This window comes from Mycobacterium sp. (genome assembly GCF_025933915.1).
GTDB lineage: Bacteria > Actinomycetota > Actinomycetes > Mycobacteriales > Mycobacteriaceae > Mycobacterium.
Map to the genome: position 1 here is coordinate 1 of NZ_JAICZA010000003.1, position 15,067 is coordinate 15,067.

15 protein-coding genes and 1 riboswitch are annotated in these 15,067 nt (G+C 66.8%); of the genes, 12 read left to right on the top strand and 3 right to left on the bottom strand.

Annotated elements, in window-relative coordinates; translation table 11 throughout:
* From Q0W90_RS00630 to gcvP, 12 genes are all read left to right on the top strand, one after another.
* Window positions 1-121, top strand: a 121-nt coding sequence (locus Q0W90_RS00630) for a hypothetical protein (protein WP_297772709.1), incomplete at its 5' end; no start/stop codon positions are given.
* 104 nt (window positions 122-225) lie between these two features.
* Entirely contained in the window at window positions 226-2,550 is a 2,325-nt protein-coding gene (secA2, locus tag Q0W90_RS00635; protein WP_297772639.1) for an accessory Sec system translocase SecA2, read from the top strand.
* A 95-nt stretch (window positions 2,551-2,645) separates the two neighbouring features.
* Window positions 2,646-3,275 (top strand): CDP-alcohol phosphatidyltransferase family protein, encoded by a 630-nt coding sequence (locus Q0W90_RS00640; RefSeq protein ID WP_297698204.1) that lies wholly within the window; start codon window positions 2,646-2,648, stop codon window positions 3,273-3,275.
* Window positions 3,268-4,194 (top strand): DUF881 domain-containing protein, encoded by a 927-nt coding sequence (locus Q0W90_RS00645; protein WP_297597170.1) that lies wholly within the window; start codon window positions 3,268-3,270, stop codon window positions 4,192-4,194. Before Q0W90_RS00640 ends, Q0W90_RS00645 begins: the two co-directional genes overlap by 8 nt.
* 49 nt (window positions 4,195-4,243) lie before the next feature.
* Window positions 4,244-4,576: a small basic family protein gene (locus tag Q0W90_RS00650; RefSeq protein WP_007170008.1), complete on the top strand. Its 333-nt coding sequence runs from the start codon at window positions 4,244-4,246 to the stop codon at window positions 4,574-4,576.
* Between the two features lie 186 nt (window positions 4,577-4,762).
* Window positions 4,763-5,527, top strand: a complete 765-nt coding sequence (locus Q0W90_RS00655) for a DUF881 domain-containing protein (RefSeq protein WP_297597210.1) — start codon at window positions 4,763-4,765, stop codon at window positions 5,525-5,527.
* Between the two features lie 27 nt (window positions 5,528-5,554).
* Complete coding sequence (gcvH, locus tag Q0W90_RS00660) at window positions 5,555-5,953, top strand: glycine cleavage system protein GcvH (RefSeq protein ID WP_297597184.1); 399 nt, start codon at window positions 5,555-5,557, stop codon at window positions 5,951-5,953.
* Window positions 5,954-6,181: 228 nt separating this feature from the next.
* Window positions 6,182-6,664 carry a glycogen accumulation regulator GarA gene (gene garA, locus Q0W90_RS00665; RefSeq protein WP_008256985.1) on the top strand — a complete coding sequence of 161 codons (483 nt, stop codon included), beginning with the start codon at window positions 6,182-6,184 and terminating at the stop codon, window positions 6,662-6,664.
* Window positions 6,664-7,431 carry a MerR family transcriptional regulator gene (locus Q0W90_RS00670; RefSeq protein WP_297597203.1) on the top strand — a complete coding sequence of 256 codons (768 nt, stop codon included), beginning with the start codon at window positions 6,664-6,666 and terminating at the stop codon, window positions 7,429-7,431. Before garA ends, Q0W90_RS00670 begins: the two co-directional genes overlap by 1 nt.
* Window positions 7,432-7,542: 111 nt before the next feature.
* Entirely contained in the window at window positions 7,543-8,037 is a 495-nt protein-coding gene (locus tag Q0W90_RS00675; protein WP_008256980.1) for a bifunctional nuclease family protein, read from the top strand.
* 387 nt (window positions 8,038-8,424) lie between these two features.
* Window positions 8,425-9,054, top strand: a complete 630-nt coding sequence (locus Q0W90_RS00680; RefSeq protein WP_297597206.1) for a MerR family transcriptional regulator — start codon at window positions 8,425-8,427, stop codon at window positions 9,052-9,054.
* A gap of 123 nt (window positions 9,055-9,177) precedes the next feature.
* A riboswitch (glycine riboswitch) is annotated at window positions 9,178-9,275 on the top strand.
* Between the two features lie 190 nt (window positions 9,276-9,465).
* Window positions 9,466-12,294 carry an aminomethyl-transferring glycine dehydrogenase gene (gcvP, locus tag Q0W90_RS00685; RefSeq protein ID WP_297597208.1) on the top strand — a complete coding sequence of 943 codons (2,829 nt, stop codon included), beginning with the start codon at window positions 9,466-9,468 and terminating at the stop codon, window positions 12,292-12,294.
* Window positions 12,295-12,298: 4 nt separating this feature from the next.
* On the opposite strand, the gene Q0W90_RS00690 is transcribed toward gcvP, so the two are convergent.
* The 3 genes from Q0W90_RS00690 to Q0W90_RS00700 form a co-directional block, all read right to left on the bottom strand.
* Window positions 12,299-12,943 carry a TetR/AcrR family transcriptional regulator gene (locus tag Q0W90_RS00690; RefSeq protein ID WP_297772647.1) on the bottom strand — a complete coding sequence of 215 codons (645 nt, stop codon included), beginning with the start codon at window positions 12,941-12,943 and terminating at the stop codon, window positions 12,299-12,301.
* Window positions 12,944-13,008: 65 nt separating this feature from the next.
* Entirely contained in the window at window positions 13,009-13,992 is a 984-nt protein-coding gene (locus tag Q0W90_RS00695; RefSeq protein ID WP_297698198.1) for an oxygenase MpaB family protein, read from the bottom strand.
* 31 nt (window positions 13,993-14,023) lie between these two features.
* On the bottom strand, window positions 14,024-14,914 hold the full coding sequence (locus tag Q0W90_RS00700; protein WP_297772651.1) for an oxygenase MpaB family protein: 891 nt from the start codon (window positions 14,912-14,914) through the stop codon (window positions 14,024-14,026).
* Window positions 14,915-15,067: the final 153 nt, after the last annotated feature.

Below are 15,067 nucleotides of genomic sequence, written 5' to 3' on the forward strand. Positions count from 1 at the left end.
CACCGCACCGGGCGAGCTGCGGCCCGCACTGGAACGGGCCTTCGCCAGCGGCCTGCCCGCCGTCGTCAATGTGCTCACCGACCCCAACGTCGCATATCCGCGCCGCTCCAACCTCGGTTGAGCCGCACCCCGGCGAGAGTGTGCGGTTGCACTCGACTGCTCGGCGTGTTCCGGGCACACACGCACGCTCGCGGCGGTCGAGGGCCCACCGCGTACCGTTGACCTGTGCCTAAGACCACCCGCGCTCAACCCGGCCGGCTGAGCAGCCGCTTTTGGAAGCTGCTCGGCGCCAGCACCGAAAAGGACCGCAGCCGCTCGCTCACCCAGGTCACCGACTCGGCGGAATACGGCGACGAGGCAGCCGGTCTGACCGACGAGCAGCTGCGCAAAGCGGCCGGGCTGCTCAACCTCGAGGACGTCGCGGACTCCGAGGACATCCCGCAGTTCCTCGCCATCGCCCGGGAGGCGGGCGAAAGATCGACGGCCCTGCGTCCATTTGATGTCCAGCTCCTTGGTGCGCTACGCATGCTGGCCGGTGACGTGATCGAGATGGCCACCGGTGAGGGTAAAACCCTGGCCGGCGCGATCGCGGCGGCCGGGTACGCGATCGCCGGGCGGCACGTGCACGTGGTGACGATCAACGACTACCTAGCCCGTCGTGACGCCGAGTGGATGGGTCCGCTGATAGAGGCCATGGGGCTGACGGTCGGCTGGATCACCGCCGAGTCGTCCAGCGCAGAGCGCAAGGCCGCCTACGGCTGCGACGTCACGTACGCCTCGGTCAACGAGATCGGCTTCGACGTGCTGCGCGATCAGCTGGTGACCGATGTCGACGACCTGGTGTCACCCAACCCCGACGTGGCGCTCATCGACGAGGCCGACTCGGTGCTGGTCGACGAGGCGCTGGTGCCGCTGGTGCTGGCGGGAACCACCCACCGGGAGACGCCGCGGCTCGAAATCATCAAGCTGGTCGGTGAACTGAGCGCCGAAGCCGATTTCGACACGGACTCCGACAGCCGCAACGTCCACCTGACCGAGGCCGGCGCCCGCAAGGTCGAAAAGGCGCTCGGCGGCATCGATCTGTACTCCGAGGAGCACGTCGGCACCACGCTGACCGAGGTCAACGTCGCCCTGCACGCGCACGTGCTGCTGCAGCGCGACGTGCACTACATCGTCCGCGACGACGCGGTGCACCTGATCAACGCCTCGCGGGGGCGCATCGCGCAACTGCAGCGCTGGCCCGACGGGCTGCAGGCCGCCGTCGAGGCCAAGGAGGGCATCGAGACCACCGAAACTGGCGAGGTGCTCGACACCATCACCGTGCAGGCGCTGATCAACCGTTACGCCACCGTGTGCGGCATGACCGGTACCGCGCTGGCCGCCGGTGAGCAGCTGCGCCAGTTTTACAAGCTCGGCGTGTCGCCAATTCCACCGAATAAGCCCAACATTCGTGAAGACGAGTCCGATCGGGTCTACATCACCGGGGCCGCCAAGAACGACGCCATCGTGGCGCACATCGCCGACGTGCACGAGACCGGTCAGCCGGTGCTCGTCGGCACCCGCGATGTGGCCGAATCCGAGGACCTGCACGAACGGCTCCTGCGCCGCGGCGTGCCCGCGGTGGTGCTCAACGCGAAAAACGACGCCGAGGAAGCCCAGGTGATTGCCGAGGCCGGCAAGTTCGGCGTGGTCACCGTGTCGACACAGATGGCCGGGCGCGGCACCGACATCCGGCTCGGCGGCTCCGACGAAGCCGATCACGACCGCGTCGCCGAACTGGGCGGGCTGCACGTCGTGGGCACCGGGCGACACCACACCGAACGGCTGGACAACCAGCTACGGGGCCGCGCCGGGCGACAGGGTGACCCGGGGTCGTCGGTGTTCTTCTCGAGCTGGGAGGACGACGTCGTGGCGGCCAACCTCGAGCACAACAAACTCCCGATGGAAACCGACGAGGACGGCCGGATCGTCAGCCCCAAGGCGGCCGGGCTGCTCGACCATGCCCAGCGGGTCGCCGAGGGCCGCATGCTGGACGTGCACGCGAACACCTGGCGCTACAACCAGTTGATCGCCCAGCAGCGGGCCATCATCGTTGATCGACGTAATACGTTGCTGCGCACCGCAACCGCGCGCGAGGAACTTGCTGAGCTGGCGCCGAAGCGTTACAAGGAGCTGGCCGGGGAGATCTCCGAAGAGCGCCTCGAGACGATCTGTCGGCAGATCATGCTCTATCACCTGGACCGCGGCTGGGCCGACCACCTGGCGTATCTGGCCGACATCCGCGAGAGCATCCACTTGCGGGCGCTGGGACGGCAGAATCCGCTGGACGAGTTTCACCGGCTGGCGGTCGACGCGTTCGCATCGCTGGCCGCGGACGCGATCGAGGCGGCCCAGCAGACCTTCGAAACCGCGAACGTCCTCGAAGAGGAGCCCGGCCTGGATCTGTCCAAGCTGGCGCGGCCGACGTCGACGTGGACGTACATGGTCAACGACAACCCGCTGTCGGATGACACGCTGTCCACCCTGAGCCTGCCCGGGGTGTTCCGCTAGGCGCGATGGCTCGGCGCGAATGTGCATCTCGCCGCACCCTGGCCCCCGAGCGTGCGGCCAGCCGCGCACTCCGCGTTCGGCTAAGGTCACGGCTCATGGAGCCGGTGCTTCCGCCCAACCGGGTGCTGACGCTGCCCAACGCGCTCAGCGCTGTCCGCCTGGCGCTCATTCCGGTGTTCGCCTACGTCTTGCTGGTCGTGCACGCCCCCGGGTGGGCGGTCGCGATCCTGATGTTCAGCGGCGCATCGGACTGGGCCGACGGCAAGATCGCCCGGACGCTCAATCAGTCCTCGCGGCTGGGCGTGCTGCTCGATCCCGCCGTCGACCGCCTCTACATGGCAGCCGTACCCATCGTGTTGGCGTTCAGCGGCATCGTCCCGTGGTGGTTCGTCGTCATCCTGCTCGCCCGGGACGGCCTGTTGGCCGCGACGCTGCCGCTGCTGTGGAGCCGCGGACTCTCAGCGCTGCCAGTGACCTACATCGGCAAGGCGGCGACGTTCGCCCTGATGTCCGGCTTTCCGCTAGTGCTGCTGGGGACGTGGGACGCGTTGTGGAGCCGGGTGGTGGGTGCTTGCGGGTGGGCATTCCTGATCTGGGGTATGTACGCCTACCTGTGGGCGTTCACGCAGTATGCGGTTCAGATGACACTGGTCCTGCGTCGCATGCCCAAGGTCGATCGCGCCTGCCGGCCGTCGGCCGCGGCGAAAGCGGCTGACCATGGCTGACACGGACCGCATGCTCGGCGGCTATGACCCGAACGCCGGTCACAGCGCGCACGTGGCGACGCGGCCACAGCGGATTCCGGTGCCCTCACTGCTGCGCGCGCTGCTGTCCGAGCACCTGGATCCCGGGTACGCCGCGGCGGCGGCCAAGCGCGGTGCTGCCGAGGCGCCGCAGCGCGGACGCCAACGCGTGTTCGGTTGGCTCTGGCAGGCGCTGGCGGCGCTGCTCATCGCCACGGTCTTCGCCGCCGCGGTCGCGCAGGCCCGCTCGGTTGCCCCGGGGGTGCGCGACGCGCAGCAGCTGCTGTTGGGCAACGTGCGGTCGGCGGAAGGCTCCGCGACCAAATTGGCCCAGCGGCGCAACCAGCTCTCGACACAAGTCGACGACGTGCAGCGACACGAGTTGGCCGACGACGCCGAGGGGCAGCGGCTGCTGAAACGCCTCGACGCGCTCGGCCTGGCGGCGGCCAGCACGGCGATCATCGGCCCCGGCCTCAAGATCACCGTGACCGATCCGGGCGCCAGCCCCAATCTCTCCGACGTATCCAAGCAGCGCGTCAGCGGCAGCAGGCAGATCATCCTGGACCGCGACCTGCAGCTGGTGGTCAACTCGTTGTGGGCCAGCGGCGCCGAGGCCGTCTCGGTCGGCGGCGTGCGGATCGGGCCCAACGTGACCATCCGGCAAGCCGGCGGCGCGATCCTGGTTGACAACAACCCGACCAGCAGTCCGTACACGATCCTCGCGATCGGGCCGCCCCGCTCGATGCGCGATGTCTTCGACAACAGCCCCGGGCTGCAGCGCTTAAGGCTGCTGGAGGTCTCCTACGGCGTGGTGGTTACGGTGGATGTCGCCGACGGTCTTTCGCTGCCTGCCGGATCGATCCGGGATGTCAAGTTCGCCAAGCAGATTGGGCCACAGTGAGAAAAGTCCCGAGCAGTCAGCTTCGCCTGTGCGAGACGGGAAACCACGCATGATCGGTATCGCAGCGCTGGCGATCGGTATCGTGCTGGGCCTGGTTTTTCACCCCGCGGTGCCCGAAGTCGTCCAGCCCTATTTGCCGATCGCGGTGGTCGCGGCCCTCGATGCCGTGTTCGGTGGGCTCCGTGCGTATCTGGAACGGATCTTCGACCCCAAGGTCTTCGTGATTTCGTTCGTGTTCAACGTCTTCGTGGCCGCGCTGATCGTCTACGTCGGCGACCAACTCGGGGTGGGAACCCAGTTGTCCACGGCCATCATCGTCGTGCTGGGTATCCGCATCTTCGGCAACGCCGCGGCACTGCGCCGCCGGCTCTTCGGGGCGTAGTCGCGCGCCGGCGACGATGCAGAGCGAAGCGATGAGGAGGAGTGGCGCCATGACCCCCTTGAGGTCAACGTGAGCCAGGATCCAGCAGATCGCACCGCCGGCCAAAGTGGTGATGGGCCGGCCCGGTCGGCTCACCCCGACGCCGATACGACGCCGGATCAGACCGCACCGCGCGGGCGCCACGAACTGCCGGGGAAAGGTCCCCGGCCCGGGATCGGGCCGGTCCGCCGTACCGGCTTGTCCGCGATGCTGCGCGGTGGTCGCTCCCGGCTGGGTTTCGGGACGCTGGCCGTCCTGTTGTGTCTACTTCTCGGCGTCGCCATCGTCACGCAGGTCCGTCAGACCGAATCCGGCGATTCGCTGGACACGGCCCGTCCCGCCGACCTGTTGGTGTTGCTGGACTCGTTGCGGCAGCGCGAAGGCACGCTCCGCAGCGAGGTGAATGAGCTGGAGAACACGCTGAATTCGTTACAGGCGTCCGGCAACAACGACCAGGCCGCCATCCAGTCCGCCCAGTCCCGGCTGGCGGCGCTGTCGATCCTGGTCGGCGCGGTGGGCGCCACCGGGCCGGGCGTCACCGTCACGATCGAGGACCCGGGGCCAGGGGTTTCCCCTGAGGCGATGCTCGACGTGATCAACGAGTTGCGTGCCGCCGGGGCCGAGGCGATCGAAGTCAACGATGCACACCAGTCCGTGCGGGTGGGCGTCGACACCTGGGTCGCGGGCATGCCCGGCTCGCTGACGATCGACTCTAAAACGCTGTCGCCCGCTTATTCGATTCTGGCGATTGGAGATCCACCCACGCTGGCCGCGGCCATGAACATTCCCGGTGGCGCACAGGACACGGTCAAGCGCGTCGGTGCGCGAATGTCCGTCCAGCAGGGTGACCGGGTGGACGTGACCACCTTGCGGCAACCAAAACCGCACCAATACGCTCAGCCCGTCAAGTGAGCAATTTCCGAACAGACAGGATCACTCGTGAGCGACATCCCGCCCGATCTGCACTACACCGCCGAACATGAATGGGTTCGTCGAAGTGGTGATGACACCGTGCGGGTGGGAATCACCGACTTTGCGCAGTCGGCGTTGGGCGATGTCGTTTTCGTTCAGCTGCCCGACGTGGGCGCCGAACTGACCGCGGGTGAATCCTTCGGCGAAGTCGAATCCACAAAATCGGTGTCGGACTTGTACGCCCCGCTGTCGGGCAAAGTGTCGGCCGTCAACACCGATCTGGAAGGCAGCCCGCAATTGGTGAACTCCGACCCGTATGGAGCCGGCTGGTTGCTGGATGTGCAGGTATCCGACGTCGCCGCAGCGGAGTCCGCCATTTCGTCGCTGCTCGACGCGGAGGCCTACCGCGGAACGCTGACCGAATGACGGTTGCTAATGTCCACGCAGCCCCGCGCGGCCGGGCGGGCGGTGCAACCGGCATATGGGGGGTCGAAGTTTCGGATCGTCAGGTGGTGGGCGCATTGCAGGCAGGTGCGCGGTACCGTCGACACATCTACCTTTTGAAGACCGGCATACCGGGCAACACGACCTGGTGCGGAAGCCCGCCGAGCGTCCCGGACAGACAACGCCACAGCGGCCAGTGAGGAGCAGCGCGTGACGGACATGGACTCAGGAAGTCAGCAAGACCAGAATTCGGACGAAGTCACGGTAGAGACGACTTCTGTCTTCCGTGCCGACTTCCTCAACGAGCTGGACGCCCCCGCACAGGCGGGGACGGAGAGCGCGGTATCCGGGGTCGAAGGGCTCCCGGCGGGTTCGGCGTTGCTGGTCGTCAAACGGGGCCCCAACGCGGGATCGCGGTTCTTGCTCGACCAGCCCACCACGTCGGCCGGCCGGCACCCCGACAGCGACATCTTTCTCGACGACGTGACCGTCAGCCGCCGCCACGCCGAATTCAGGTTGGAAAACAACGAATTCAGCGTGGTCGACGTTGGTAGTCTCAACGGCACTTACGTCAACCGTGAGCCCGTGGATTCAGCGGTGCTCGCCAACGGTGACGAGGTGCAGATCGGCAAGTTCCGCTTGGTGTTTCTGACCGGACCCAAGCAGGGTGAGGACGGAGGATCTTCGGGCTAGTGAGCGCACCCGATAGCTCGGCACTGGCCGGGATGTCGATCGGGGCGGTCTTGGAATTGTTGAGGCCGGACTTCCCCGATGTCACCATCTCCAAGATTCGCTTCTTGGAGGCCGAGGGGCTGGTGACGCCGCAACGGGCTGCGTCGGGGTATCGAAGGTTCACCGCGTATGACTGCGCGCGCTTGCGCTTCATCCTTACCGCGCAGCGCGATCACTATCTGCCGCTGAAGGTCATCCGGGCGCAGCTGGACGCCCAGCCGGACGGCGAGCTACCGCCCTTTAAGACCTCCTATACCGTCCCGCGCCTGGTGTCGGTGGCGGGGACAGGCGACGCCGGTGACGGAGCGGACGCGGACTTCGGGCCGGGCTCCGACACCTCGGCGGTGGCGCCCACGCACGTCCGGCTCAGCCGTGAAGAGCTGCTGGAGCGCGCGGGTGTGGATGACGAGCTGCTGACCGCGTTGCTCAAAGCCGGCGTCATCACCACCGGCCCCGCCGGTTTCTTCGACGAACACGCCGTCGTCATCCTGCAATGCGCACGGGCGCTGTCGGATTACGGTGTCGAGCCGCGGCATTTGCGCGCATTCCGATCGGCGGCCGATCGGCAGTCGGACCTGATCTCCCAAATCGCCGGGCCGGTAGTCAAAGCCGGCAAGGCCGGTGCCCGCGATCGCGCGGACGACTTGGCGCGTGAAGTTGCGGCGCTGGCCATCACGTTGCACACGTCGTTGATCAAATCCGCCGTTCGCGACGTTCTGGATCGCTGAGGACTAGACTTCGGTCGACAACTTGGTTTCGGCGGTAGGGCGGATTTTTGGCCTCGCCGTCGCTCCGAATACGAATCCAACCGGCGCCACGAATGCGGAGGGCAGACACAAATGGGAGAGGTTCGTGTTGTCGGCATTCGCGTGGAGCAGCCGCAAAACCAGCCGGTGTTGTTGCTGCGCGAAACCGACGGTGACCGTTACCTGCCAATCTGGATCGGTCAGTCGGAGGCTGCCGCCATCGCCCTCGAGCAGCAGGGCGTTGAGCCGCCTCGCCCGTTGACGCACGACTTGATCAGGGATGTCATTGCCGCGCTTGGGCATTCGCTGAAAGAGGTGCGGATCGTCGATCTGCAGGAAGGGACTTTCTACGCCGACCTGGTGTTCGACCGCAACATCACCGTGTCGGCCCGTCCCTCGGATTCGGTGGCGATAGCACTGCGCGTCGGTGTTCCCATCTATGTCGAGGAGCCCGTGCTTGCCCAGGCCGGGCTGCTGATCCCCGACGAGACCGACGAAGAGGGTGGCACCGCCGTCCGCGAGGACGAGGTGGAGAAGTTCAAAGAATTTCTCGACAGCGTGTCTCCCGACGATTTCAAGGCCACCTAGCCCGTCGACGATGCAGCCCGCGTAGCGGGGTGTTGAGGAGAGGGGCGATCGGGCTGAGCCCGTCGACGATGCAGCCCGCGTAGCGGGGTTGAGGAGAGGGGCGATCGGGTCCCGCCGGCCTACCACCAGCGGTTAGGAAGGACGGGTGTGGCTGGACTAGCCTGGGTGCGGACATCACGGATGCATCTCAACTAGCGACGTGATGTCGACACGCTGGCGGATAGGTCGCCCAGTTGGCCCCGAGGCGGCCATACTTTGATCACGACTTCAGGCCCGGCGGCTATCGGAAAGCGTAAGCTCACTAGCACTCGGGTCTGAGCAGACGTGGCTGCGGTGCAGCCAGAGACGCAGCTAACGACGAGAGCGCGATCGCGGAGAGGAACCACCGTGAGCGAGCAGCCACGCCAAGAGCAGCTCAACCTAGCTGAGCAGGGTAACGCAGCGAGCAGTGACCGCTGCGTCACCGCGGCCAGCGCACCCGTGCAGCCCGGACTTTTCCCGGACGACTCCGTGCCCGACGAACTGGTCGGCTACCGCGGACCGAGTGCGTGCCAGATTGCCGGTATCACCTACCGGCAACTGGATTACTGGGCGCGCACCTCGCTGGTCGTCCCGTCGATCCGCAGCGCGGCGGGCTCCGGAAGCCAGCGGCTCTACTCGTTCAAGGACATCCTGGTTCTCAAGATCGTCAAGCGGTTGCTCGACACCGGCATCTCGTTGCACAACATCCGCGTCGCGGTCGACCACCTGCGCCAGCGCGGTGTTCAGGATCTGGCCAACATCACCCTGTTCTCCGACGGCACTACAGTTTACGAGTGCACGTCCGCCGAAGAGGTCGTTGACCTGCTGCAGGGTGGGCAGGGCGTATTCGGCATCGCCGTGTCGGGCGCCATGCGCGAGCTGACCGGCGTCATCGCGGACTTCCCGGGCGAGCGGGCCGACGGCGGTGAGTCAATCGCCGAGCCGGAAGACGAGCTGGCGTCCCGGCGCAAGCACCGCGACCGCAAGATCGGCTGACTGTTTCGGCGCGACGGTGCGCAGAATGCCACGCTTCACGGCGTGTCGGCGTACAGACACGCACGCTCGCCGCGGGTTCGCACACGCGCCCGAGTAAGCGCCCGAGTAAACTGGGCCGCGCATCGTATTCGAGCGGGAGAGTTCCGTGGCTGCCAGTCACGGACGCCGAAGGAGCAACACCTCTCCGTCAACCTCTCAGGCACCCGGACCGCGCGAAACAATGATGCCTCTGGAAAGCGGTGGAGATCCCTGGAGATTCCAGCGGTCGACACCCGCCGATGGGGAAAGGCGCTTCGGACAAGCATCCGGCGCCGAATCTCTCAGGTGCCCGGCGAATGGGTGAAGACAGAGGGAGAGGGCCGTTCGTCCTCTGCCTTGATCTGTCTTTGTCCGCCTACTCAGGAGTTTCCAGTGCCCGACCAATCCACTTTCGCAGCTCGGCACATCGGCCCGGACGGCCAGGCCGTCGCGGCCATGCTCACCGTCATCGGTGTCGACTCCCTGGGCGAGCTGGCGTCCAAGGCGGTTCCGGCGGGCATCCTGGACAGGCTCACCGACGGCGGTGCCGCGCCGGGCCTCGACCGGCTGCCGGCACCCGCCAGTGAAACCGAGGCGCTGACCGAGTTGCGGGCGTTGGCCGAGGCCAACACGGTGGCCGTGTCCATGATCGGTCAGGGCTACTACGACACGCTCACGCCCCCGGTGTTGCTGCGTAACATCTTGGAGAACCCGGCCTGGTACACCGCCTATACGCCTTACCAGCCGGAGATCAGCCAGGGCCGGCTCGAGGCGCTGCTGAATTTTCAGACGATGGTGGCCGACCTGACCGGCCTCGAGGTCGCCAACGCCTCCATGCTCGACGAGGGCACCGCGGCCGCCGAGGCCATGACGTTGATGCACCGCGCGGCCCGCGCCAAGACCAACCGGCTGGCCGTGGACGCCGACGTCTTCGCCCAGACCGCGGCCATCGTGGCCACCAGGGCAAAGCCGCTGGGCATCGAGATCGTCACGGCCGACCTGCGCCAAGGGCTGCCGGACGGAGAGTTCTTCGGCGTCATCACACAGCTGCCCGGGGCCAGCGGACAGGTCACCGACTGGGCGGCCCTGGTTCGGCAGGCGCACGACCGCGGCGCGCTGATCGCCATCGGCGCCGACCTGCTCGCCATGACTCTGGTCACGCCCCCCGGGGAGATCGGCGCCGACGTCGCTTTCGGCAGCACCCAAAGATTCGGTGTGCCAATGGGATTCGGCGGCCCGCACGCCGGTTACCTGGCAGTGCACGCCAGCCACGCCCGTCAGCTGCCCGGCCGCCTGGTGGGCGTGTCGCTGGACGCCGACGGCTCGCCGGCCTACCGGCTGGCGCTGCAGACCCGCGAGCAACACATCCGTCGCGACAAGGCGACCAGCAACATCTGCACCGCGCAGGTGCTGCTGGCGGTGATGGCCGCGATGTACGGCAGCTACCACGGCGCCGAGGGGCTGACCGCGATCGCGCGCCGCGTCCACGGTCACGCCGAGGCGATCGCCGCGGGCATCGGCGATGCGCTGGTGCACGAGAAGTACTTCGACACCGTGCTGGCCCGGGTGCCGGGCCGTGCCGACGAGGTGCTCGCCGCGGCGAAAGCCAACGGCATCAACCTGTGGCGTGTCGACGACGACCACGTGTCGGTGGCCTGCGACGAGGCCACCACCGACGAGCACGTTGCCGCGGTGCTCGAGGCCTTCGGCGCGCAGGCCGGGCAGGTGGGGCCCGGTGCCGGCATCATCACCCGCACATCGGAGTTCCTGACCCATCCCGCTTTCACCCAGTACCGCACCGAGACGGCGATGATGCGCTACCTGCGCACGCTGGCGGACAAAGATATCGCGTTGGACCGCAGCATGATTCCACTCGGGTCGTGCACCATGAAACTCAATGCGGCCGCCGAGATGGAACCGATCACCTGGCCGGAATTCGCCCGTCAGCATCCATTTGCACCGGCGGCCGACACCCCGGGCCTGCGGCGCCTGATCGCCGACCTGGAGACCTGGTTGGTGCAGATCACCGGTTATGACGCCGTCTCGCTGCAGCCCAACGCGGGGTCGCAAGGCGAGTACGCCGGGCTGTTGGCGATCCACGACTATCACGCCAGCCGCGGCGAAGCGCACCGCGACATCTGCCTCATTCCGTCGAGCGCGCACGGCACCAACGCGGCGTCGGCCGCCCTGGCCGGGATGCGGGTCGTGGTGGTGGGCTGCCACGACAACGGCGACGTGGACCTCGATGATTTGCGCGCCAAAGTCGGCGAGCACGGTGATCGGCTGTCGACGCTGATGATCACCTACCCGTCGACACACGGTGTCTACGAGCACGACATCGCCGAGATCTGTGCGGCCACCCACGACGCGGGGGGCCAGGTGTACGTGGATGGCGCCAACCTCAATGCGCTGGTCGGCCTGGCGCGGCCGGGAAAGTTCGGTGGTGACGTCAGCCACCTGAACCTGCACAAGACGTTCTGTATTCCGCACGGGGGCGGAGGACCGGGGGTCGGGCCGGTGGCGGTGCGTTCTCATCTGGCGCCGTTCCTTCCGGGACACCCGCATGCCCCCGAATTGCCCCAGGGGCATCCGGTGTCGTCGGCGCCGTACGGGTCCGCCTCGATCCTGCCGATCAGCTGGGCCTACATCCGGATGATGGGAGCCGAAGGCTTACGCGCGGCGTCGCTGACCGCGATCGCGTCGGCCAACTACATCGCCCGCCGCCTCGACGAGTACTTCCCGGTGCTGTATACGGGCGAGAACGGCATGGTGGCTCACGAATGCATCCTGGACCTGCGGGGCATCACCAAGTCCACCGGCGTGACTGTCGACGATGTCGCAAAACGGCTGGCGGACTACGGCTTTCACGCGCCAACCATGAGTTTCCCGGTGGCCGGCACGCTGATGGTGGAGCCCACCGAGAGCGAGAGCCTGACCGAAGTCGATGCCTTCTGCGACGCCATGATCGCCATCCGCGCCGAGATCGACCGGGTGGGCGCGGGGGAGTGGCCGGTTGACGACAACCCGCTGCGGGGCGCCCCGCACACGGCCGAATGCCTGGTGATCGGCGACTGGGACCACGCGTACACCCGGGAAGAAGCCGCCTATCCGCTGGGCAAGGGCTTCCGGCCCAAGGTGTGGCCGCCGGTGCGTCGCATCGACGGCGCTTACGGCGACCGCAATCTGGTCTGCTCGTGCCCGCCGGTGGAGGCGTTCGCCTGACGGATCACCCCGGTGTCGACGCGGGGGCCTGCACCGCCAGTGGCACCAGGTACCGGCGGGCGAAGTCGCGGGCCTCGTTCAGGTTGTAGATCGGGATGACGGACTTGGGCGTCTTGATCAGCGAGATGATCAGCCGTCCGATCATCTCGCCGACGACCTCGGTGTCGAGGTCGGCAGCCAGTTCGCCGCGCTCCTGCCAGCGGCGCAGCCAGGTCGCGATGTAGCTGCGGGTCATGGCGATCAGGTTCTCGTCGGTCAGGTAGGCGGACAGTTCCCCGGCGGCGGGCGATTCGCGGATGCTTCGGGTCAGAAGCTTGGGGGCGGAGGCCTCGTGAACGAATGCGGCGAAGACTTCGGCGATCCCTTCTTCCGGGGTTGCCGCGCGCCCCGCGACCTCGGAGACCAGCGTGCTCAACCGTAGTGATTCGTCCATGATGGTCAGCCGCACCAGGTTTCGCTTGTGCCGGAAACGGCGGTAGACCGTGGCGACGCCGACGCCGGCGGTGTCGGCGATGTCTTGCATGGTGGTGTTGGAGAATCCGCGCTCGGTGAAGCAGGTGCGTGCCGCGGTGACGATCGCGCGGGCGGTCGGATCGAGACTGGCCAAACCGTCGGGCAGCAAGCCCAGCAGCATCGCGGAGTCGACCATCTGCCCTCCAGCCGGGTGGGGTATCACGTCGTATCGCGTTGCGGTCGCTTCGGCGTCGTGCCGAATCAGGTCTGGCCTGGCACCGCGAACGAATCCAGCAATACCGAACGGTAGCGGTCGCGAAGCCGCTCGTATTGGTAGCGGTTGTACGCGAGGGGTTCCAGTGTGAGCCGGCGCGGCAACCATCGCCAGCCCATCTGCAAAGCGGCGACGTAGACGGCGAACTCGACTTGCTCGCGGGTGCCCCACCGCACGCCGAGCAGCCGGCGCATGGTGGGATGCGCGACCGCGGCCGAACACACGACCACCGGACGTGATGCGAGCGCGGTCATCACCGGCCAGACCAATCGCAGCATGGGCCGAATCTGCCGGGAAACCAACAACTTCGGGATCGGCGGGGCGACGAAGCTGCGGTTGGCGAATTGCAGAAATTCGTTGTCGGCCAAGTCGCTTGCCGCAACGGCGTCATAGCGCCGAAGCATGTCGTGCAGGGTCGCCGGGAGTTTCCCCTGCTTGCTGGGCAGTTCGAGAAACTGCAGTTCCGAGCGCAGCGTCTGATAGACGACTTCCTTTTCGGCCGGGGTGAGGCGACGGCCACACACCCGCAGGTAACCCTGATACAAAAGGTTGAGACCGCTCACGGCCACCCAGGTCCACACCTCGGGGTTCAGCGCGCTGTAGCGGGTGTCGCTGAAGGAGTCCTTTCCCGTGCCGCGCACGTCGCGGTGCAATCGTTTGAGGTCGGCCCGCGATGCCTGCACGTCCGAACTGTCGCCGAATGCCGCCAGCGCCGTGAATGCGGCGCTGCGGATCCCACGGTCGGTGAAGTTGTCGGCGAATCGTCCGCTGCGATCCACTGCGGCCGCGATTTCCCGGTGCGCGACCTGGTCGAGGGCCAGACGGCCGAACGCCGCGGCCAACGGTGATCCCGCGAACCACCTGACATCGTCGGCCAACGCCCGATGCGCGGAATCCAATTCCGGTTCCGTGGGGGCGATTGCCGCCCCGGAATCGTTGCCACGTCGTTTAATTCGGCTTGTCGTCGTCATAGCGTTCCTCCTTGTGCGCGTCGGCGCGTCGTCACACGACGGTTGCCCCGATTCGGTGGCGCAAACGCATGTCCCACACCACCGCCTGCACACCCAGGCGTGTCAAGAACCGCGGCGTGAACAGGTCTAACACCCCGAAAACACGCTGCCAGCGGTCGAATCGGCGTTGCTGCGCGCCCGACCAGCGGAACCCGAGTTTTTCGCGCAGCTGCGGCGGCAGGTACCCCAGCGTCATGAAAAGATTCCATCCGCCGAACAGTGCCGAAATGGGGGCGGGCAGAAACGTCAGCCGCGCGATTCCGATCAGATAGCTGCGCATGCGCTCGTCGAAGTCGAGTCGATCGAGTTGCTCCTGCCAGTACCGGTCAGCGGCTGCCCGGTCGGCGGGCCACATTTCGGGCGGTACCTGCAACGTGGTGGCGAACACCGACGCGGCCCGGTGCACGGTTTCGGGGTCGTGTCGGGATCGGCCGCCCCGCAGCTTGCGGGTGTCCTCGAAGACCGCGGCCATGCAGGAGGCAACCCAGAGTTGTAACGCGGGGTCGAATGCGTTGTAGCGCACCGGGCTTTGTGGGCCGGAGCGCACCTGCACGTGTGCGGCGTTGACCGCATCCCGATACACCCGGCGATCCTGCGCGTTGCCGGCGATGGTCACCGCGATGTAGGTGAAGGTGGTGCGGGCCCGTTTGAAGGGATGCTTGTACAGGTTGCCGCTGTCGACCTTGCTTTCCATCACGCCATAGGCCACACCCGGATTGGCCAGCTGCATCACGACATTCGCCGCGCCGTAAGCGGGGGACAACCAGGGCGAGATCTCCTCGGCCAGAAACGATGTGTCGGCCGAATCCGTGTACGCCCGCTGGGCGCGCCGATCGGGGCGGACCGATGCGTCCTCCGGATCCGAGGGCAAGGGTTGGGCCATGGCGCGCCTTCCTGGGTGGGCTAGCGGACATCTTCCCAAGCCCAAGCATTGATAGAAATGATGGCGACTTCTATCAGCCAGTCTGGCACAGCCGATCGCCTTTTGATAGACGCATGCGAAATTTCTCCGCTGTAGCTGCAGGCGCCGAGCCAC

Bases quoted from the DNA above. Each gene is read 5' to 3' on its own strand.
- Q0W90_RS00640 (WP_297698204.1), top strand. From the start codon at position 2,646: ATGGAGCCGGTGCTTCCGCCCAACCGGGTGCTGACGCTGCCCAACGCG.
- Q0W90_RS00645 (WP_297597170.1), top strand. From the start codon at position 3,268: ATGGCTGACACGGACCGCATGCTCGGCGGCTATGACCCGAACGCCGGT.
- Q0W90_RS00650 (WP_007170008.1), top strand. From the start codon at position 4,244: ATGATCGGTATCGCAGCGCTGGCGATCGGTATCGTGCTGGGCCTGGTT.
- Q0W90_RS00675 (WP_008256980.1), top strand. From the start codon at position 7,543: ATGGGAGAGGTTCGTGTTGTCGGCATTCGCGTGGAGCAGCCGCAAAAC.
- Q0W90_RS00690 (WP_297772647.1), bottom strand. From the start codon at position 12,943: ATGGTCGACTCCGCGATGCTGCTGGGCTTGCTGCCCGACGGTTTGGCC.
- Q0W90_RS00695 (WP_297698198.1), bottom strand. From the start codon at position 13,992: ATGACGACGACAAGCCGAATTAAACGACGTGGCAACGATTCCGGGGCG.
- Q0W90_RS00700 (WP_297772651.1), bottom strand. From the start codon at position 14,914: ATGGCCCAACCCTTGCCCTCGGATCCGGAGGACGCATCGGTCCGCCCC.